This window comes from Actinotalea endophytica (assembly GCF_025717005.1).
Classification (GTDB): domain Bacteria; phylum Actinomycetota; class Actinomycetes; order Actinomycetales; family Cellulomonadaceae; genus Actinotalea.
Genome location: NZ_JAOVZU010000005.1, coordinates 347,361 through 367,056, shown reverse-complemented (window position 1 = coordinate 367,056; position 19,696 = coordinate 347,361). Strand labels below are relative to the sequence as shown.

General features: G+C 73.7%; 20 protein-coding genes. 12 read left to right on the top strand and 8 right to left on the bottom strand.

The window, feature by feature from the left end; genetic code table 11:
- Position 1: 1 nt before the first annotated feature.
- Together OEB99_RS11005 and OEB99_RS11000 are read right to left on the bottom strand one after the other, a co-directional pair.
- Positions 2–694 (bottom strand): dienelactone hydrolase family protein, encoded by a 693-nt coding sequence (locus OEB99_RS11005; protein WP_263510096.1) that lies wholly within the window; start codon positions 692–694, stop codon positions 2–4.
- A gap of 89 nt (positions 695–783) precedes the next feature.
- Entirely contained in the window at positions 784–2,430 is a 1,647-nt protein-coding gene (locus tag OEB99_RS11000; RefSeq protein ID WP_263510095.1) for an ABC-F family ATP-binding cassette domain-containing protein, read from the bottom strand.
- A 218-nt stretch (positions 2,431–2,648) separates the two neighbouring features.
- Between OEB99_RS11000 and phoA the strand changes: the two genes are divergently transcribed.
- The 8 genes from phoA to OEB99_RS10960 all read left to right on the top strand — a co-directional run bounded on the left by phoA (position 2,649) and on the right by OEB99_RS10960 (position 11,059).
- Positions 2,649–4,067 carry an alkaline phosphatase gene (gene phoA / locus OEB99_RS10995; RefSeq protein WP_263510094.1) on the top strand — a complete coding sequence of 473 codons (1,419 nt, stop codon included), beginning with the start codon at positions 2,649–2,651 and terminating at the stop codon, positions 4,065–4,067.
- Positions 4,068–4,382: 315 nt separating this feature from the next.
- The gene (locus OEB99_RS10990; protein WP_263510093.1) at positions 4,383–4,847 is read left to right on the top strand and encodes a helix-turn-helix domain-containing protein; all 465 of its coding nucleotides are present in this window, start codon (positions 4,383–4,385) and stop codon (positions 4,845–4,847) included.
- A complete protein-coding gene (locus tag OEB99_RS10985; protein WP_263510092.1) occupies positions 4,844–5,257 on the top strand; it encodes a VOC family protein in 414 nt (137 codons plus the stop codon). The genes OEB99_RS10990 and OEB99_RS10985 overlap by 4 nt, the downstream gene beginning before the upstream one ends.
- Positions 5,258–5,427: 170 nt before the next feature.
- Entirely contained in the window at positions 5,428–6,069 is a 642-nt protein-coding gene (locus OEB99_RS10980; protein WP_263510091.1) for an alpha/beta fold hydrolase, read from the top strand.
- Between the two features lie 73 nt (positions 6,070–6,142).
- On the top strand, positions 6,143–6,646 hold the full coding sequence (locus tag OEB99_RS10975; RefSeq protein ID WP_263510090.1) for a pyridoxamine 5'-phosphate oxidase family protein: 504 nt from the start codon (positions 6,143–6,145) through the stop codon (positions 6,644–6,646).
- Positions 6,647–6,674: 28 nt separating this feature from the next.
- The gene (locus OEB99_RS10970) at positions 6,675–8,735 is read left to right on the top strand and encodes an alkaline phosphatase family protein (RefSeq protein ID WP_263510089.1); all 2,061 of its coding nucleotides are present in this window, start codon (positions 6,675–6,677) and stop codon (positions 8,733–8,735) included.
- The gene (locus OEB99_RS10965; RefSeq protein WP_263510088.1) at positions 8,732–9,490 is read left to right on the top strand and encodes an MBL fold metallo-hydrolase; all 759 of its coding nucleotides are present in this window, start codon (positions 8,732–8,734) and stop codon (positions 9,488–9,490) included. Before OEB99_RS10970 ends, OEB99_RS10965 begins: the two co-directional genes overlap by 4 nt.
- 192 nt (positions 9,491–9,682) lie before the next feature.
- Positions 9,683–11,059 (top strand): hypothetical protein, encoded by a 1,377-nt coding sequence (locus OEB99_RS10960; protein WP_263510087.1) that lies wholly within the window; start codon positions 9,683–9,685, stop codon positions 11,057–11,059.
- On the opposite strand, the gene OEB99_RS10955 is transcribed toward OEB99_RS10960, so the two are convergent.
- Together OEB99_RS10955 and OEB99_RS10950 are read right to left on the bottom strand one after the other, a co-directional pair.
- Positions 11,014–12,264, bottom strand: coding sequence for a DUF2254 domain-containing protein (locus tag OEB99_RS10955; protein ID WP_263510086.1), 1,251 nt, complete (start codon positions 12,262–12,264; stop codon positions 11,014–11,016). The genes OEB99_RS10960 and OEB99_RS10955 overlap by 46 nt on opposite strands.
- Complete coding sequence (locus OEB99_RS10950) at positions 12,261–12,791, bottom strand: Lrp/AsnC family transcriptional regulator (RefSeq protein WP_263510085.1); 531 nt, start codon at positions 12,789–12,791, stop codon at positions 12,261–12,263. The genes OEB99_RS10955 and OEB99_RS10950 overlap by 4 nt, the downstream gene beginning before the upstream one ends.
- Positions 12,792–12,912: 121 nt before the next feature.
- Between OEB99_RS10950 and ald the strand changes: the two genes are divergently transcribed.
- Complete coding sequence (ald, locus tag OEB99_RS10945; RefSeq protein ID WP_263510084.1) at positions 12,913–14,025, top strand: alanine dehydrogenase; 1,113 nt, start codon at positions 12,913–12,915, stop codon at positions 14,023–14,025.
- A 1-nt stretch (position 14,026) separates the two neighbouring features.
- On the opposite strand, the gene OEB99_RS10940 is transcribed toward ald, so the two are convergent.
- From OEB99_RS10940 to OEB99_RS10930, 3 genes are read right to left on the bottom strand one after another with little or no spacing between them, the layout of a single operon-like run.
- On the bottom strand, positions 14,027–14,791 hold the full coding sequence (locus OEB99_RS10940) for a fructosamine kinase family protein (RefSeq protein WP_263510083.1): 765 nt from the start codon (positions 14,789–14,791) through the stop codon (positions 14,027–14,029).
- A 12-nt stretch (positions 14,792–14,803) separates the two neighbouring features.
- Positions 14,804–15,541, bottom strand: a complete 738-nt coding sequence (locus tag OEB99_RS10935) for a HEAT repeat domain-containing protein (RefSeq protein ID WP_263510082.1) — start codon at positions 15,539–15,541, stop codon at positions 14,804–14,806.
- Positions 15,538–16,023 carry a nitroreductase family deazaflavin-dependent oxidoreductase gene (locus tag OEB99_RS10930; RefSeq protein WP_263510081.1) on the bottom strand — a complete coding sequence of 162 codons (486 nt, stop codon included), beginning with the start codon at positions 16,021–16,023 and terminating at the stop codon, positions 15,538–15,540. The genes OEB99_RS10935 and OEB99_RS10930 overlap by 4 nt, the downstream gene beginning before the upstream one ends.
- A 157-nt stretch (positions 16,024–16,180) precedes the next feature.
- On the opposite strand from OEB99_RS10930, the gene OEB99_RS10925 reads away from it, so the two are divergent.
- Both OEB99_RS10925 and OEB99_RS10920 read left to right on the top strand, forming a co-directional pair.
- Positions 16,181–16,786 (top strand): GNAT family N-acetyltransferase, encoded by a 606-nt coding sequence (locus OEB99_RS10925; protein WP_263510080.1) that lies wholly within the window; start codon positions 16,181–16,183, stop codon positions 16,784–16,786.
- Between the two features lie 116 nt (positions 16,787–16,902).
- Positions 16,903–18,984 (top strand): M3 family metallopeptidase, encoded by a 2,082-nt coding sequence (locus tag OEB99_RS10920; protein WP_263510079.1) that lies wholly within the window; start codon positions 16,903–16,905, stop codon positions 18,982–18,984.
- Positions 18,985–19,048: 64 nt separating this feature from the next.
- Here OEB99_RS10920 and OEB99_RS10915 read toward each other — a convergent pair whose 3' ends face one another.
- The gene (locus OEB99_RS10915; protein WP_263510078.1) at positions 19,049–19,273 is read right to left on the bottom strand and encodes a DUF5703 family protein; all 225 of its coding nucleotides are present in this window, start codon (positions 19,271–19,273) and stop codon (positions 19,049–19,051) included.
- A 62-nt stretch (positions 19,274–19,335) separates the two neighbouring features.
- Here OEB99_RS10915 and OEB99_RS10910 point away from each other — a divergent pair, with 62 nt between their 5' ends.
- Positions 19,336–19,644, top strand: a complete 309-nt coding sequence (locus tag OEB99_RS10910) for a primosomal protein (RefSeq protein WP_263510077.1) — start codon at positions 19,336–19,338, stop codon at positions 19,642–19,644.
- The last annotated feature ends 52 nt before the right edge of the window (positions 19,645–19,696 follow it).

Genomic DNA, 19,696 nt, shown 5'->3' with positions numbered 1-19,696 from the left:
GTCAGACCGGCAGGTGCTCACGCAGGAAGTCGCGGGTCTGCGCCCAGGCCGTCGCGGACGCGCCCGGGTGGAAGTTCGCGAAGTCCGGGTTGTCGAAGGCGTGGTCCGCGCCGTCGTGGACCTCGACCCGAGCGCCCTGCGGTGCGACGGCAGCACGGATGGCCGCGACGGCCGCGGAGTCGAGGTAGGCGTCCGCGGCACCGATGTGGTGCAACGACGGCGCGAGAACCCGCGGCGCGAGATCGAGCAGCGTCGGCAGCGCGGAGCCGTAGTACGCGACCAGAGCATCCGGCGCCTCGTCGGCGGCCACCGCGAACGCGAGGCCACCGCCGAAGCAGAAGCCGACGAGCCCGACCCCGCCGGTCACCTCGGGCAGCTCGCGGAGCCGGTCGAGTGCGGCGGAGGCGTCGCTGACGCCGGTGGGCCAGTCGAAGCGCGACGCGAGAGCGAGGCCCTGCTCGAGCATCGTCGGGCCGTTCGGCACCGCACTCGTGCCGAGCCGCCAGAACAGCTCGGGAGCCATCACCACGTAGCCGAGCGCGGCCAGGTCGGCCGCCCGCCGCCGCAGGTAGGGGCTCAGGCCGAAGATCTCCTGGACCAGCAGGATCCCGGGCCCGCTGCCGCGGTCCGGGAGCCAGAGGTGTGCCGGCATCGCGCCGTCGTCGAGCTCGATCGTCACCTCGGTCGGGTCCATGTCGCGAGTATCGCCAGCGGGTTCGGCCGGTGCGACCGGAGCGGCGACCCGACCCAGGCGGTGGCGACGCGCGCGCCGAGGACGGCAGGTCAGTCGGGGGAGACCTCGACCACGTCGCCGTCCTCGACGTGCAGCCGGCGGGTGAGCCGCACGGTCTCGAGCATCCGACGGTCGTGCGTGACCAGCAGGATCGTGCCGTCGAACGTGTCCATGGCCTGTTCGAGCTGTTCGATCGCCGGCAGGTCGAGGTGGTTGGTCGGCTCGTCGAGCACGAGGAGGTTGACCCCCCGGGCCTGCAGCAGGGCGAGCGCCGCGCGGGTCCGTTCGCCCGGCGAGAGGGAGCCCGCCGGTCGGCCGACGTGGTCGGCGCCGAGCCCGAACTTGGCGAGCAGGGTGCGGACGTCCGCGGTCGGCCAGGTTGGCACCTCGGCCGCGAACGACTCGCCGAGGGCGGTGTCGCCCTCGAACGCGCGTCGTGCCTGGTCGACCTCGCCGACCAGCACCCCGGCACCCACGTCGACCCGGCCCTCGGTCGGTTCGAGGCGACCGAGCAGGAGGGCGAGGAGCGTGGACTTGCCGGCACCGTTCGGTCCGGTGATCGCGACGCGGTCCTGCCAGGAGATCTCCAGGTCGAGCGGGCCGAGCCGGAACCCGCCGCGCCGCACCACCGCGCCGCGCGCCGCGCAGACCACGGCGCCCGAGCGTGGCGCGGTCGCGATCGTCAGCTGCAGCGACCACTCCTTGCGGGGTTCGGCGACCTCCTCGAGCCGTTCGATCAGCCGTTCGGTCTGGCGCGCCTTCGCGGCCTGCTTCTCGCTGGACTCGGCCCGGAAGGCGCGGATGAACTTGTCCGGGTCGGTCGCCTTGCGACGAGCGTTGCGGACCCCCTTGGCCATCCAGGCCCGCTGGCGACGCGCCCGCGCCTCGAGCGCCGAGCGGCGCGCTGCGTAGTCCTCGTAGGCCTCGCGTGCGCGGCGCCGCGCGATGGTGCGCTCGTCGAGGTAGGCGTCGTAGGTCCCGCCGTAGACCTGGACGCGCTGCAGGCTGCGGTCCAGCTCGACGACCGTGGTCACGGTGCGGCTGAGGAACTCGCGGTCGTGGCTGACCACGACCACCGGGGCCGGTGTGCGTACGACGAACTCCTCGAGCAGCAGCAGGCCCGCGGCGTCGAGGTCGTTGGTCGGCTCGTCGAGCAGGTAGACGTCGAAGCGGGACAGCAGCAGGATCGCGAGCCCGACCCGGGCGGCCTCGCCGCCGGACAGTGCGGTCATCGGCAGGTCGAGGTCCACGGCCAGCCCGAGGTCGCGGACCACGACGCCGCGCCGCGCCTCGAAGTCGCCCGCACCGAGCGCCGTCCAGTCCTCGAGCGCGTGGGCGTAGTGGTCCTCCGCCCCCGGTGTCCCCGCGGCGAGCGCGTCGGCCGCGGCGTCGAGCGCCGCCGTGGCCCCGCTCACCCCGGTGCGGCGGGCGAGGTGGTCGGCGACCGTCTCGCCCGGCACGCGTTCGACCTCCTGCGCGAGGAAGCCGAGGTGCGCCGTCGGCGGGGAGACCCTCACCGTGCCGGCCTCCGGCGCGCGCAGTCCCGCCAGGATCCGCAGCAGCGTCGACTTGCCGGCGCCGTTGGGGCCGACGAGGCCGATCACGTCCCCCGGCGCGACCACGAGGTCTGCCCCGTGGAACAGCTCGCGGTCGCCGAAGCCGGCGGCGACGTCTCTCACCTGCACTGTCGCGGTCACGGGGTCATCCTGCCGGTCCACGTCGGCGACGCTCGCGCTGAATTCCGGCGTCGGCGTGGCGGGGGTCCGCCCGCAGAGTGCTGAACTCCGGCGTCGGTGCGGCGGGGCCCGCGCGCAGAGTTCTGCCGATCGCCGCGGTGAGTACCCGTGGAGTTCACCCCGGCGGAGTGGGGTGGGGCGCGGCCCGGTCCGGGGCCACTCCACTTCGAGGGGGAACGATGACAGCACTCTCCAGGCGCGCCGTGGGCGTCACCGCCGCGGCCGCCGCCCTGGCCCTGGTCGCGGGCGGCGCGGTCGCGGCCGGCTCCATCACCGCCAACGGCGGGGCGAAGCGACTGTCCGGCGACCAGACCGCGGCCGTGCGCCAGGCCATCGACGGGGGCAGGGCGCGCAACGTCATCCTGCTGATCGGTGACGGCATGGGCGACTCCGAGATCACCATCGCCCGCAACTACGCCTACGGCGCAGCCGGCGAGCTGCCCGGCATCGACGCCCTCCCGCTGACCGGCGAGTACACGACCTGGTCGCTGGACAAGGCCGACGGCCTGCCGGACTACGTCACCGACTCCGCGGCGTCCGGCAGCGGCTGGGCGACCGGCACCAAGACCTACAACGGTGCGATCTCGGTGGACATCGCAGGTGAGCCGCAGACGACGATCCTCGAGCTCGCGAAGGCGAACGGTCTGCGCACCGGCAACGTGACCACGGCGGAGATCCAGGACGCCACCCCGGCCGTCCTCGAGGCCCACGTCACCTCGCGCAGCTGCAAGGCGCCGTCGGCCACCAGCGCCCAGTGCCCGGACAACGCGCTCGAAAACGGCGGCGCCGGGTCGATCAGCGAGCAGATCCTCGATACCCGGGCCGACCTCGTGCTCGGCGGCGGTGCGACGTACTTCGACGAGGCCGCGACCGCGGGGGACTGGCAGGGCGAGACGCTGCTCGACCAGGCCACCGACCGCGGGTACCAGGTGGTCACTGACGCCGACGAGCTCGCCGCGGTGACCCGCGCCGACCAGAGCCGGCCGGTGCTCGGCCTGTTCGCCGACGGGAACCTCGAGACCCGGTGGACGGGCGCGCTCGCGACCCACGCGGGTGGCGCGGAGGACCCGATCACCTGCTCGGCGAACCCGGCCCGCGCCGACAGCGTCCCAGGCCTGGCGGAGATGACCGACAAGGCCATCGACCTCCTGGACTCGCGGCGAGGCAAGGGCTTCTTCCTGCAGGTCGAGGGTGCGTCGATCGACAAGCAGGACCACGCGGCGAACCCGTGCGCCCAGATCGGCGAGACGGTCGACTTCGACGAGGCGGTGCAGGCCGCCCTCGACTTCGCCGAGCACGACGGCCGGACGCTGGTCGTGGTGACCGCCGACCACGGGCACTCGAGCCAGATCGTGTACCCGAACACGACGACGCCCGGGCTGACCCGGACGCTGCTCACCGCTGACGGCAAGCCGATGACCGTGGCGTACGGCACGGCCGACGAGGGCGGTTCGCAGGACCACACCGGCACCCAGGTGCGGATCGCGGCGTACGGCCCTCGGGCGGCCAACGTGGTGGGCCTGACCGACCAGACCGACCTCTTCTTCACCATGCGGGACGCGCTGGGCCTCGGCAGCCGGGGCCACGGCCGGCACTGAACCGTCGGACTGCGGGGCCCGGGGGCACCTCCGGGCCCCGCAGCGGTTCGGCACCGCGTTCCGTTCGGCACCGCGTTCCGTTCGGCAGCGCGTTCCGTTCGGCAGCGCGTTCAGTCCGGCACTGCGTCACGTCCGGCACTGCGTCACGTCCGGCACTGCGTTCCGTCCGGCACTGCGTTCCGTCCGGCACTGCGTCACCGTCCGGGCCTGCGCCGGACGGTTCCGGGCACGTCGCAGGTGGCGCGGCCGGCGACCGGCCGGGATCCTCGGTCTGTGGCCCGGGTCGCGGGTCCGCTCCGCGAGCACGGAGGTGCGATGAGCCGCAGCGGCGAGGAGATCAACCGGGCGATGCTGCGCGTCCGCGACGCGATCGACGCCGGCTACCGCGACGAGCTCGACCTGGCCACGCTCGCCGCGCTGGTGCCGGTGACGCCCGCGCACCTGGTGCGAGCCTTCCGCGGCGTGTTCGGCGAGACGCCGCACCGGTACGTGCAGCGGCGACGGGTCGAGCGTGCGATGTTCCTGCTGCGCTCCACCGACTGGTCGGTGACCAGGATCTGCACCGAGGTCGGGTTCACCAGCCTGGGCACCTTCGGGCGGACCTTCACGGCCGTCGTCGGCGAGTCGCCCTCGGCGTACCGCAGGCGCGGGCCACTGCCCGCTGTCCCCGGCTGCGTGACGATGGCCTGGATGCGACCGGCGGTCTTCCGCGAGCCGGTCGACGATGCCGATTTCGGAGAAGCGCCGGCCCGTCCCGGGCCCGTAGTTTCCAGGGCATGAACCTCACCGCGAACAACCTGTCCTCGATCTTCGTCCTGGACCAGGACGAGGCGCTCGGCTTCTACGTCGGCGTGCTCGGTCTGGAGGTCTCGGCCGACCTGATGTTCGGTCCGATGCGTTGGCTCACCGTGCGGGTGCCGGGCGACCGACGCGACATCCTGCTCGAGCTGCCCGGCCCGCCGGCCCAGGACCCGGCGACGGCGGAGCAGGTCCGTGAGCTCGTCGCCAAGGGTGCGGGGGGCGGCTGGGTCGCGTTCACCACCGACGACGTCGACGCGGTCCACCAGCACCTGGTCGAGCACGGCGTGACGATCACGCAGCCGCCGACGGACATGCCGTACGGCCGCGACATGGGCCTGCGGGACCCGTTCGGCAACAACATCCGGATCGGCGAGATCCGCGGCGCGTGAGCGTAAGCGCGGCGAGCTGTGCCGCTCTCGCGTCCCGGGCGTGAGGGTCCGGTGATGATCGTCCACGTGCCGGGATGAACGGGCGCTACGGCTCCAGGTGACCGACCCTGGAACCGATGGGGATGGCACAACGCCGTACCCGTGAGAGGCAGCCGATCATCATCCCCGTCGTGTTCGTGCACGGGACCAGGACGTCCTCGGCGATCTGGGACCCCCAGGTCGACGCGTTGCGCGCGGCCGGCCACACCGTGCACGCCCTCGACCTCCCCGGCCACGGTGCACGCACGGGGGAGCGCTTCACCTTCGACGGTGCGCTGCGGGCGATCGACGACGCGGTCGCAGCCCAGCCGGTGCCGCCCCTGCTCGTGGGTCTCTCGCTCGGCGGCTACACGTCGCTCGCGTACGCCGCGCGGCACCACGATCGCCTCGCCGGGGTGATGCTGTCCGGCTGCTCCACCGAGATCGCGGGCAAGCCCCTGAACCTGTACCGGCGGGCCAGCAGCAAGGTCGCGGCGATGTTCCGCCCGAACGGCACCTGGCACGTCGTGGCCGACATGCTTGCCGCACTGCACGGCTACTCCGCGCTGGCGGATCTGCGCAGGCTGCTCGTGCCGGTGTGGATCGTCAACGGCTCCCGGGATCCCCTGCGACTCGACGAGTGGCGGATGCTCGCGGCCCGACCGAACGCCCGGCTGCACGTGGTGCGCCGAGCCGGTCACGACGTCAACAGCCACGCCCCGGAGGAGTTCCTCGACGTCCTGCGTGGCGCCCTCGCGCACCTGCACCCCGCCGTCGTGCCCGTCCTGGCCTGAGCTGCCGGCCCGAACGCCCCCGCGGCGCCCTCGGCGACTCCTAGCGTGGGAGGTGACGAGGTGAGGAGCGGTGATGGTCGACGTGACGACCACCCAGGTGTGGGCGGAGCTGGGCAAGCAGGCGTTCGCTGTGGTCGGGATGGTGAGCGCACGAGGCGAGGGACGCACGGTCGGCATCGTGCCGACCGTGCACGACGGAGCGATCTGGTTCGTCAGCAAGGAGGACTCCTGGAAGGTCGCGCACCTGCGCGCGAACCCGGAGATCTCGGTGACGGTCCCGATCGGCAAGCGGGTGCCGTTCATGCCGTTCGTGAAGATCCCGGCGGCGACGATCACCGTCGCCGGCACCGCGACGGTGCTACCGCGCCCCGAGGTGCCGGCCGAGGTCTGGCAGCGGCTCACCCGAGGCCTGGACACCGGCGACCCGGCCGAGACGTCGGTCGGTGTGCGGATCGTGCCGCACGGGGACTTCGTCACCTACGGAGTCGGGACGTCGCTGCTCGGCATGCGTGACACCGAGGCGGCACGCGGGCGGGCTCCAGTGGGACGCCCCGCGCGGACCGCACCACCCCGCTAGCGTGAGAGCGAGCGGTATCGGAGGACCCGTGGACCTGAGGATCACCCAGCGGGACGTGCGCAACGCCGTGCTCGGCACCTGCGCGACGGCTATCGCGCTGCTGGTCACCGCATGGATGGTGCACGGCCTGGTGATCGACGACTGGTGGGCGGCGCTGCTGGTCGCGCTGCTCGTCGGTCTGCTCGACGCCCTGGTCCGGCCTCGGCTGCGTCCGCTCGCGCGGCTCGTCGGGGTTCCGGGGACGCTGCTGCTCGGCCTGGTCTTCCAGCTCGGTGTGCTGCGGCTGTCGCTCGCCGTGGTCCCGGGCGTCGAGGTCGACGGCTGGGGAGCGACGCTCGCGACGTTCGCCGTGGTCGGCATCGTCACGGCGGTCGCGCGGTGGCTCGTCGGCGCGGAGGACCGCGACTACCTCGTTGCCGACCTGATGCGTCGCAGCCGGCGCACCCGGGCGGGCGGCGACTCGCGCGAGCCGGGTCTCGTGGTGATCCAGATCGACGGCCTGGCGTACCCGGTGCTGCAGCACGCGATCGGCTCGGGGGACGCACCCACCCTGGCCCGGTGGCTGCGCCGCGGCAGCCACACCGCTCGCCCGTGGTGGGCTCGCGTGCCGTCGACCACGCCGGCCAGCCAGGCGGGCCTGCTGCACGGCACGAACGACGGCATCCCGGCGTTCCGCTGGTACGACAAGGAGGCCGGGCGCCTGGTGGTGACGAACCACCCGGCGGACGCCGCGATCGTCGAGGAGCACCTCTCCGACGGGCGTGGGCTGCTCGCCGACGGTGGCGCCGCCGTCTCCACGATGTTCACCGGCGACGCGGAGTCCGCCTTCCTGGTGATGAGCCGGGCGGGCCGCCGGGGCGGGCTCGGGACGGGCAGCTCCTACCTGCGGTTCTTCGCGCGGCCGTTCGTGCTGGGTCGGGCGCTGCTGCTCACCTTCGGCGAGATGATCAAGGAGCTCACGCAGGCGTGGCACCAGCGCCGGCGGGACGTGTGGCCGCGGGTGCCGCGGCGTGGCGCCTACGTCGCGCTGCGCGCCGTCACGAACGTGCTGATGCGCGACCTGAACGTCGCGCTGGTCGCCGACCAGATGGCCCGCGGTGCGCCGGTGGTCTTCGTCGACCTGGTCGACTACGACGAGATCGCCCACCACGCGGGCGTGGTGCGGCGGGAGGCCCTCGACGCGCTCGCGGGCGTGGACGCGGCGATCGGCACCCTCGAGCGCTTCGCCGAGGTGTGCCCGCGCGAGTACCGCTTCGTCGTGCTCTCCGACCACGGGCAGAGCCAGGGTGCGACCTTCGCCCAGCTCGCCGGACGATCGCTCGAGGCGGTGGTCACGGAGCTGACCTCGGGCAGCGTCGCCGGGCACACCGGGACGGAGGAGGTCTGGGGCCCGCTGGCGACCCTGCTGTCCGACGTGCTCAGCGCATCCGGTGCGCGTGGCCGGTGGGCGCGGTGGACACCCGGGGCCGACGGGCTCGAGCGCGACGCGAGATCGGAGCCCACGGATGGCGGCACGGGTCCGACAGCCACCGTCGTGGCCGCCTCCGGGAACCTCGGGCTGATCTGGTTCCCGACGTCGCCGGGCCGCGTCACGCTGGAAGACGTCGCGGAGCGGCACCCGGCACTGCTGCCCGGGCTGCTCGCCGAGCCGGGCGTCGGGTTCTGCGTGGTCGACACCGCGCAGGGCCCGCTCGCGGTGGGCCACGCCGGCGTGCATCGGCTCACCGACGGGCGGGTCGAGGGGGAGGACCCGTTGGCATCGTTCGGTCCGCGCGCCCGGACGGACCTGCTCCGCGTCACACGCATGGCGAACGCGCCCGACGTGCTCGTGCACTCCACCTACGACGCGCAGACCGGTGAGGTGCACGCGTTCGAGGAGCTGGTCGGTTCGCACGGGGGGCTCGGCGGCGACCAGAACCTCGCGATGCTCCTGCACCCGGTCGAGTGGGCCGTCGACGAGGACCTGCTCGACGACTCCGTGCCGGGGGAGCGCGTGCTGTGCGGTGCCGAGACGGTGCACGCCCAGCTGGTGCGCTGGCTGCGCTCGGCCGGCCTGCGCGAGGAGGTCGTTCCCGAGGAGCAGTCGTGAAGCTCACCTGGTGGGGTCATGCCTCGGTGCTCGTCGTGCTCGAGGGGATCTCGGTGGTGGCCGACCCGGTGCTGCGTGCCCGGCCCGGCCTGCTGCGTCACGTGGCGCCCCCGCCCAGCGTGGCCTGGCAGCGGCCGGACGCCGTCGTGCTGTCGCACCTGCACCACGACCACTGCGACCTGCCGAGCCTGCGTGCGCTGGACGCCCCGGTCGTGCTCGCGCCGCTCGGGGCGGGCGCCTGGTTGCGACGCAAGGGCGTTCGTCCCGCGCAGGAGGCCGCGATCGGCGAGACGGTGCGGATCCGGCACGGCGGGACGGTCACCACCGTGCGGGCCGAGCACCACGGCCGTCGCGAACCGTTCGGTCCGGTGGCCGAGTCCGTGGGTCACATCGTCGCCGGCCGCCGCACCGCGACCTGGCTCGCCGGCGACACCGCTCTGTTCGACGGCATGCGGGACCTGCCGGAGCTCGCGCCGCGGGGTGTGATCGACCTCGCGGTCGTGCCGATCTGGGGCTGGGGGCCGAACCTCGGGCCCGGGCACATGGATCCGGACCAGGCCGCGCAGGCCGTGGCGATGGTCCGGGCGCGCCACGCGGTGCCGGTGCACTGGGGCAGCCTGCACCCGGCCGGCATGCACTGGGCGATGAGCCACCACCTGCACACGCCGGGCTGGCGCTTCGCCGAGGCGGTCTCACGCCACTCGCCGCAGACCGAGGTGCACCTGCTGGCGCACGGGGACACCATCGCGCTGTAGCGCCGCCCGCCGCCGGGTCCCGACGGGAGCGTTCGACCGGTGCAGGTGCGCGCCGACGGGCCGCACGTGCCGATCATGGGCGTGGCGGCCGATGCGGGGACTAGCCTGCCGAGTGCGGGCGCCGATCGCCGCGTCTCGCGTGAGGCACTCGACGGAACGAGCCGGACGATCGCCCGGCGGGAGGGCAGCCCCATGACCCGGACGCCGGAGGTCGACCCCACCGACCGCGAAGAGCTGCTGACCAGGATCGCCGCGCTCGAGGGCGAGATCGCCCAGCTGCGCTCGGAGCCTGCGCCCGAGGCCGCGCGCGGGTCACGTCGGCTGCGGGCCGCCTCGGCGGTCGCCGTGGTCGTGATCGCGGCGCTGCTCGCGCCGCTTGCGGTGGCCACGTCGTGGGCGCGGGGTCTGGTCACGGACACCGACCGGTACCTGGAGACGGTCGCACCGCTCGCCGACGACCCGGCCATCAAGGCGGCGATCACCGACCAGCTCGCGACCGCGCTGCTCGAGCGGATCGGTCCCGAGGACCTGGCCGCCCAGGTCACCGAGGCGGTCGCGGGACTCGACAAGGTTCCCCCTCGGGTCGCCACGGGCCTGCTGGCGCTGGAGGCCCCGCTGGCCGACGCGATCTCGAGCTTCGTCCGTCAGGCGATCGGGCGGGTGGTCGACTCGGACCAGTTCAGCGCGGCCTGGGTGGCCGCGAACCGCGCGGCGCACGAGCAGCTCGTCGCCGTGATGCAGGGTGATCCGGATGCGATCGCCCAGCTCGACGAGGGCGGCAACCTCAGCATCAACCTCGCAGCGGTCCTCGCCGTGGTGGTCTCGGACCTCTCGGACCGCGGCTTCTCGCTCGTGGACCGGCTGTCGAACCTCAGCGTGAGCTACCCGGTGATGAGCAACGGCGACGTCGTCCGGCTGCGCCAGCTCTACCGGCTGATCGACGTGCTCGGCCCGGTGCTGATCTGGGCGACGCTCGGCCTGCTCGCGGTCGGCGTGAGCCTTGCGGTCAACCGGGCGCGTGCCCTGATGATCGCCGGGTTCGTGCTCGCCGGGTCCGCTGCGGCCCTCGGGCTGGTCGTGACGATCGGTCGGGCGTTGTACACCGACGCGCTGGTCGGCCAGGTGTCGCGGCTGGACGCCGGGCTCGTCCTGTACGACCAGGTCGTCGGCGGTCTGCGTCCGATGCTGCGGACGACCCTCGCACTCGGGCTCGTGCTCGTCGTGGTCGGCTTCGTGCTCGGCGGGACCTCGGCGGCCCGTGGCCTTCGTTCGGCCTTCGGACGAGCCGGGCAGGCAGAGGGCCCGGCGTGGCTGGCGGCGATCCGGCGCAGCACCACCGCGCGCTGGTTCGCCGCGCACCGGGGTCTGGTCGACGGCGTGGTCGCGGTGCTGGCGGGTGTCGTGCTGGTGGCCGTGGACCGGCTCACGCCCGGGCTGGTGGTGACCGTGGCACTGGTCGCTGGCGCGGTGGTCCTGCTGGCCCGGTTCTTCGCGCCGGTGCTGCCCGGGCCCGAGCCGGTCGATCAGGACGCGGACTCGAGCCGCGAGGTCAGCTCGTCGAGCTCGTGACGACGGGCGGGCTCGACTCGGGCCTGTAGCCGGCGGAACGCCGTGCGGAGCGCGGCCCGGGTCTGCGGGTCGGAGCCGAAGTGCCAGATCTCGGTCCAGGCGAGGTCGAGCAGCGCCGCCCACCCCGGGGCCGGGACGACGACGAGGCTCCGGCCGTCGTCGGCCAGCGCGCGTGGCCCGAGCCGACGCCGAGAGGCCTCGACCAGCACCTCGCCGATGTGGTCGATCGCCTGGCCGGCGGTGGTGGGGTCGTTGAGCCCGGGGGACAGGGCCCGGATCGCGATGTCGACGAGCAGCCGCAGCGGGTACGACGGGTCTGCGTCGACGGTGCGCTCGTCGCCCAGGGCGAGGGCGCCGAGGACCTGTGCCGTGATCTCCTCGTCGACATCGGCCGGTGCGTCCGACCCGGCCCGGGTGACCAGCGCGACCGGCTCGTCCGGACCCAGGAACGAGCCGATCGGGACGAGCAGGTCCACCTGGATGGCACGCTCGCGCGCGAGGGTGGCCAGTGCCGCCGCGTCCACGTCCACGAGCGAGCCGAAGCCCTCCTCGCGTCGCACGACGGCGTCGGCGGGCAGCTCGGCCCAGCCCGCCGATGCCGCGCCTGGCACGCCGTCGCGCCCGTGCTCGGGCGCACCTGACGCCGGGTCGGGGTAGGTGCGCGCGATCGCCTGCCGCGCATCCTCGGTCAGCTGCGCCATGGTCCGGCCGGGCCGCAGCCGGGCGGTCAGCCGGTCCAGCAGTGCGATGAAGAGCAGGACCGTCCCGGTCGCGCCGACCAGCGCGAGCACGGTGGCCACGGTGGCGGCGTCCTGGTGCTGCGACCGCACCGTCAGGACGACCACGATCGAGTAGGTGAAGGTCCCCAGGGCGCCGCCGAGCGTGAACCGGAGCAGCCGGTCGCGCCGGAGCTGTTCGACCAGCCGGGGGGCGTAGGTGGTCGCACCGAACTGGAGGGACAGGGTGGCGATCGTCAGGACGAAGCCCGCCAGGGTGAGGGTCGCTCCGCCGATCGCGAGGAGCACCTGCTGGGCGACGTCGACCGTGGCCAGCGTGGGCGCCTCGATCGCGAGCGAGAGCCCGAGCGTCGCGACGGCGAGCAGCGCGCCGCCGAGCACCGCGAGCACCGGGACGCCGAGCAGGGAGCGGAACCAGCGTCGCGCCCAGCCGCGCAGACGCCACGCGGCTGCTCCGAGCGCGGTCAACGCGCCGCCCGCTCGGGTGCGGGGCGGCCGGCCGGAAGGTGCTCGAAGATCAGGCTCGTCTCGGTGTGCGCGACCTCGGGGCGGGCGGAGAGCTGGTCGACCACGAAGGCGCGCAGCGTCTCGGTGTCGCGGGCCGCGACGTGCACGAGGAAGTCGTCGGCGCCGGCCAGGAAGTACACGTCGAGGACCTCCGGGCGCCGGGCGAGCTGCTGGCCGAGCGTGCTCATCTCGGACCTCGCCGTGCCCTGGACCCGCACCGCGATCATGGCCTGCAGGCGGTGTCCGAGTGCCGCCGGGTCGATGTCCGCATGGAAGCCCCGGATCACGCCCGACTCCCGCAGCGCCCGGACCCGCGCGAGGCAGGTGGACGGCGCAACACCGACCGCCTCGGCGAGCGCGTTGTTCGGGATCCGGGCGTCCTGGGCGAGGACCCGGAGGATGGCGCGGTCGGTCGCGTCCAGGACGCGCCGAACTTTCTTCGGGGCCGGCGAGCGGACACCGGTCGGAGCCGATGGTGTGGTGGTCATGCCCCGACCATACCGAATGTTCTGCGGCCTTAACCCGTCAGAAACGTCCGTTCATTCACACTTGTGTCCTACGGCACATGCGCGTGCCTCGAGGTGTCCATTGAGTTCCAGGGAGGTCGTCATGCGGATCGGGATCCCGACCGAGCGCAAGGTCCACGAATACCGGGTGGCGGTCACGCCCGCCGGAGTCCACCAGCTGGTCGCGGCCGGGCACGAGGTGCTCGTCCAGTCCGAGGCCGGCGTCGGGTCGGCCATCACCGACGACGACTACCGCGCCGCCGGCGCGACCATCGTCGCGACGGCCGAGGACGCCTGGGCCGCGGACCTGGTCTGCAAGGTCAAGGAGCCGATCGCTGCCGAGTACCCGCTGCTGCGCCGCGACCAGGTCCTCTTCACGTACCTGCACCTGGCCGCCGACCGCCCCTGCACCGACGCGCTGCTCGCGGCCGGCACCACCTCGATCGCCTACGAGACCGTCCAGCGCGCCGACGGCTCGCTGCCGCTGCTCGCGCCGATGAGCGAGGTCGCCGGCCGCCTGGCACCCCAGGTCGGGGCCTACCACCTGATGCGCAGCCAGGGCGGCCGGGGTCTGCTGCCCGGTGGCGTCCCCGGCGTCGCGCCGGCCAAGGTCGTCGTGCTCGGTGGCGGCGTGGCGGGCCGCTACGCCGCGGACATCGCCGTCGGCATGCGCGCCGACGTCACCATCCTGGACGTCTCCCAGCCCCGTCTGCGCGAGCTCGACGAGGCGTACGGCGGTCGGGTGCGGACCCTCGCGTCCACGCCGTACTCGGTCGAGGCCGCTGTGCTCGAGGCCGACCTGGTGATCGGTGCCGTCCTGGTGGCCGGTGCTCGCACGCCGAAGCTGATCAGCAACGAGCTGGTGTCCCGGATGAAGCCGGGCTCGGTGCTCGTGGACATCGCGGTGGACCAGGGCGGCTGCTTCGAGGACACCCGCCCCACCACCCACGCCGAGCCGACCTTCGCCGTGCACGACTCGATCTTCTACTGCGTCGCCAACATGCCCGGTGCGGTTCCGGCGACCTCGACGTGGGCGCTGACCAACGTGACGCTGCCGTACCTGACCGACCTGGCGAGCAAGGGCTGGCAGGCCGCGCTGGCCGCCGACCCGGCCCTGCGCGCCGGCCTGACCACCCACCACGGCGCGCTGCTCAACGCGGCGGTCGCGCAGGCCCACGGCTACCAGGTCGAGGACCCGGCCGACCTCCTCGTCTGAGTCAGACGTAGCGCCGCACCAGGTCCTCGGTCTGGTGCAGGTAGCCGCCGCCGAACAGCACGGCGTGCATGGCGACGGGGTAGACCTGGTGCAACGGCACCAGGTCCACCCAGCCGTCCGGCAGCGGGGTGGACTCGGCGTACGCGGCGAGCACCCGATCGAGGTGCGGCAGTCCGAACAGCGCGAGCATCGCCAGGTCGGTCAGCGGGTGACCACCGTGCGCCGCGGGGTCGATGAGCACCGCGCCGTCGGGCGTCCACATCACGTTGCCGGACCACAGGTCGCCGTGCAGCCGGGCCGGCGGCAGGTCGTCGTCGAACTCGCCCGCCCGCAGGCGGTCGGCAAGCGCGTCCAGCCCGGCCCGGAGCCCGGGGGAGAGCTGCCGCTGTGCCGCGAGCTTGTCCCGGACGTCGGCGACTCGCGCCTCGGCATGGAACGCACCCCAGGACGACCACGCACCCGTCGGCAACGGGCGGGGGTCGTCGAGGGGGCCGAAGAAGCCGTCGCCGGACCAGCCGTCCGGTGGTGACCCGAACGAGGGCGCGCCCGCGCGGTGGGTCGCGGCCAGCTCGCGGCCGAACGCCTCGGCGGTGACCGGGTCGGGCCGGGTGGTCTCGAGACGCTCGAGCTCGATCGCGTCCTCGCCGACGGCCAGCACCTCGACGACGCGGGCGCCGTGCGCTGCGCGGAGCCACCGGAGCCCGGCGGCCTCGTAGCGGAAGAAGCCGTCCGGCGGCCGGGGGCGTCGCTTGGTGAACGTCGGCACCGGGTCAGCCCATCACGGCGTGGTGGCCCGGAGCAGGTCGGCCAGGTGCGCCGCTCGCTCGGCGTCCGCGCGGGTCAGCCGGGCCTTGCCGAGGTTCTGGCGCACCACCCAGCGCACGTCCGGGTCGTCGACGAGCCACCGTTCGAGCCGGGGGAACCCGGCGGCCGGGTCGGCGGCGACGGCCACGCTCCAGCAGTAGCCCAGGCCCTTGCGCAGCGTCCGCACGTCGTCGTCCCGCCGGCGTCCGGACGGGAGACCGGCCAGGGCGGACGTCGCCACGTCGAGCAGGTCGAGGGCCGCGGCCACGGTGGCGGGGTCGCGCAGCAACCGAGGCTCGCAGACCCCCGCCGCGGCCGCGCGCAGGACCAGCGGGTCGCCGTCCGCCCACGCGGCAAGCAGGTCGCGCAGCAGCGCGGGGGTGCGGTCGCCGACCCGCTGCAGCGCCATCGCGACACCCTCGCGAACACGCCACCGGCCGTCGCCGGCGCGGTCCCGCAGGGTCATGGCATCGGCGTCCTCGACCGCCGTGACGAGGCGGCCGAGCCCCGCCGTGCCGCAGGCGGCGAGGTACTCGTCCGGGCTCGCGCTCCAGGCCCGCAGCCGGGCCGCGTCCGCGAGGTCGCCGACGACGTCGAGGAGCTCGAGGTCGGCGCGCGGACCGGGCAGGCCCGAGTGCTGCTCGAGGTACTCCTCCCACTGTGCCGGTGGACGTGCGCGGAGCGCCTCCGCGTGGGCAGCCCGAGCGGTCACAGCACCGCCGGCTCGGCCGGCCGGAAGGCCACCATCGGGAACGACGCGAACATCTCGACCGGGTCGTCGAACGTGCCCGCGGGGACCGCGTCGATCGCGTCCATCACACGCAGGCCGACCCGTGCCTCCCAGGGGTGCTCGTCCCGGAACCGCTCGGCCACCGAGCGCCCCTCCTCGGGTGTGAGGAACCGGGTCTGCGGCCGGTACTCCTGGCGGCCGGTCTTGATCTTCGTCGCGGGGTGCTCCTGAAGGTTGCGGTACCAGTTCGCGGTGGCCCCGTACGCCGAGGCCACGACGATCTCGTCGGTGGTCGGGTCGTGGATCACGATCTCCAGGACGGTGGTCAGGCGCCTGCCGGACTTGCGTCCGACGTGCTCGACCTCGCAGAAGCGTCGGCCGAGCAGCCACCCCCACCCGCGGGCGTAGAACCAGGACGGAGCTTCGAAGACCTTCTTCGCCCAGGGCTTGGGTCGGGGAACCATGCAGCGCCTCCGTGCGTCGACGTCGCCAGCCTACGACCGGAGCGCCCGCGCCGGGACGGCGCGGCTCCCGGCCGACGCCGTCCCGACCGGCACGAGCTCGATCGGCACGGCCTTTTCGGCTCGACACGGTGCCCGCACCGGCTCCTAGGCTGTCGCGATGCAACCCCCGACGCTCTCCGACGGCACCGTGGTGGTCGACCGACTGACCGAGGGCGACCTCGACGACATCGTCGAGGCGTGCCAGGACCCGGAGATCCCGGCCTGGACCACGGTGCCGAGCCCGTACGGCCGCGCGGACGCCGAGTCGTTCCTCGACCTCATGGTGCGGCCCGGCTGGGTGCGCGGCGACCAGCGGGTCTGGGCGGTGCGCGCCGCGGGCGAGCCCAGGATCCAGGGCGTCATCGGCCTGCACGGCGTGCGTGACGGCAGCGCCGAGATCGGCTACTGGATGGCCCCGTGGGGTCGCCGGCGCGGCCTGCTCGGCCGGGCAGTGCCGCTGGTCACCGAGTACGCCTTCGACCCGTCGGGTGCCGCCCTCGCGAGGCTGACCTGGTCGGCCGTGGTGGGCAACTGGCCGTCCCGGCGGGTCGTGTGGGCGGTGGGCTTCCGGGTCGAGGGCACCCGGCGCAAGCACCTGCTCAAGCAGGGTGAGCGGGTCGACGCCTGGGTCGGCGGCCTTCTGCGCGAGGATCCCCGCGAGCCGGTCGAGCCGTGGCCGACCGCGGACGCGGGCGACGGCTCCGCCCTGCACGGCGTGGCCTGAGCGGCCGGCGGGGGCGCCGTCGTGTCGGGACCCGCGTCGCCTGACAGGATGACGCCATGCCTTCTGCGACGCCCTCTGCCGTGCCCTCTGCTGTGCCGTCTTCCGTGCCCTCTGCTGTGCCAACTGCTCTGACGCTCGACCCGAGCAACCCGTTCGCCGCGCCGTCGACCCTGCCCTACCGCCTGCCGGACTTCGCCGCGATCCGCACCGAGCACTACCTGCCGGCCTTCGAGGCGGGCATGGCCGCCGAGCTGGCCGAGGTGGATGCCCTGCTCGCGGACCCGGCCCCTCCGGACGAGGAGAACCTGCTGCTCGCCCTCGAGCGCACCGGCGCGCTGCTCGACCGGGTGTCCGCGGCGTTCTGGAACCTGGTGTCATCGGACTCGAGCCCCGACCTCGACGCGATCGAGGAGGAGATCGCCCCGCGGCTCGCGGCCCACCACGACGCGATCTACCTGGACCCGAGGCTGTACTCCCGGGTCGAGGCGCTCGCCGCCCGGGTCGAGTCCGCAGAGGTCTCGTTGCCCGACGACGCCGCCTACGCGCTGGAGCACCTGCGCCGCGACCTGGTGCGGGCCGGTGCCGGCCTGTCCGACGCGGACCAGGCGCGGGTCAAGGAGATCAACGCCCGCACCTCGACGCTCGAGGCCGCGTTCAGCCGCGAGCTCCTGGCCGACACGAACGACTCCGCGCTGCTGCTCACCGATCCGGCCGAGCTCGCCGGCCTGTCCGACGGTGAGATCGCCGCCGCCCGTCAGGCCGCAGCCGACCGTGGCCATGCCGAGGGCTGGCTCCTCGAGCTGTCGCTGTTCTCCGCCCAGCCGATGCTCGCCTCGCTCGCCGACCGCGACGTGCGCCGTCGGCTCTACCGGGCGTCGCTCGACCGCGGTGGTCGCGGTGGCGAGCACGACACCCGCGCGATCCTGCTCGAGCTCGTGCGGCTGCGCGCCGAGCGCGCGCGGCTGCTCGGCTACGAGCACCACGCCGCCTACGTCGCCGCCGACGGCACGGCGAAGACCTCGGCCGCGGTGCAGGCGATGCTCGGCCCGCTCGCACCCGCGGCCGCCGCCAACGCGCGGGCCGAGGCCGCCGACCTCGAGGCGGCCCTGCGGGTCGACGAGCCCGGCGCGCAGCTGGAGGGCTGCGACTGGCCGCGCTACGCGGAGCGGGTGCGCGCGGAACGGTTCTCGCTGGACGACGCCGCGCTGCGGCCCTACCTCGAGCTCGACCGAGTGGTCCACGAGGGGGTGTTCCGGGCGGCGCACGAGCTCTACGGCCTCGACTTCACCGAGCGCACCGACCTGGTCGGCTACCACCCGCAGGTCCGGGTCTTCGAGGTGCGTGACGCGGACGGTAGCGAGGTCGGCCTGTTCCTCGCCGACTGGTACACCCGCGCCTCGAAGCAGGGTGGCGCGTGGATGAACTCGCTGGTCGACCAGAGCCACCTGCTCGACGAGAAACCCGTGGTGGTGAACAACCTCAACGTCCCCAAGCCGCCGGACGGCGAACCGACGCTGCTCACCTGGGACTTCGTCATCACGCTGTTCCACGAGTTCGGCCATGCGCTGCACGGGCTGCTGTCCGACGTGCGCCTGCCGTCGCAGTCCGGGACGGACGTGCCACGCGACGTCGTCGAGTTCCCGTCGCAGGTCAACGAGATGTGGGCCTGGGAGCCGTCGATCCTCGAGCACTACGCGGTGCACCACGTCACGGGCGAGCCGATGCCCGCCGAGTGGGTCGAGACGTTGCGCGCCTCACGGCAGTTCAACGAGGGCTTCGCGACCACCGAGTACCTCGGCGCCGCGCTGCTCGACCAGGCGTGGCACCGGCTCGTGCCGGAGGACGTGCCGACCGAGGTCGACGCGGTGCCCGCGTTCGAGGCCGCCGCGCTCGAGGCCGCGGGCGTCACGGCCCCCGCGGTCGCACCGCGCTACCGGACCACCTACTTCAACCACGTCTTCGGTGGCGGCTACTCCGCGGCGTACTACTCCTACCTGTGGGCCGAGGTCCTCGACGCCGACACTGTGGAGTGGTTCGCCGAGAACGGTGGTCTGACCCGGGGCAACGGCGACCGGTTCCGGGCCGCGCTGCTCTCCCGGGGCGGTTCCGGCGACATGATGGCGTTCTTCCGGGACCTGCGCGGCCGCGACCCGCGGATCGAGCCGCTGCTGGTGCGACGCGGGCTCACCGGCTCCTGACGTGGCGGTCGGCCCGCACCAGGTCGCGGTGCGGGCCGCTGCCGACGGATGCCGACGGCTTCGGTCAGAGCGTGGAGCTCATCCGGATGATCTTGCGCCGCAGCCACACCTTGCGGGTGCCTCCGGCGTAGAGCCGGGTGCGGGCGAGCTCCCACTTGCCGTACTCGGCCTCGGCGGTGAGCAGCCGACTCGCGTCGGACCTGCTCGTGGACCTGTCGATCGTCAGCACGCGGTACTCGTACTGAGCACCGCGTGCCCGCCAACCGTCCGGTTCGAGCCCGCTCGTCATCACATCGGCCCTCCCTCGGGTATGTGCTGCCAATGTCTACCGCGCGGCGATACGGTCTGGGCATGACGGTAGACCCGCGTGCTGCGTTGGACCGCTTGTTGGCCGCACTCGAAGCGCACTATCACGCGGTCTCCACCCGTCGCGCGGACGACGACCCCAAGGTCGACGACGCCTACGACGTGCTCGCGGACGCGTTCGAGGTCTACGACGACGCGCTCGTGCGGGTGTTCGGCGAGACGCTCCCGTTCTACCTCGCCGACGACGAGACGGACGAGGAGTCCGACGACGACGACGAGTCCGACGACCTGGACGAGGACGACCTGGACGAGGACGACGACCTCGACGGGGTCGACCTCGACGACGAGGAGTAGCCCCGCCGAGGAGGGGTGGCCCGGCCGAGGGCACGCCCGGCGGACTCGACCT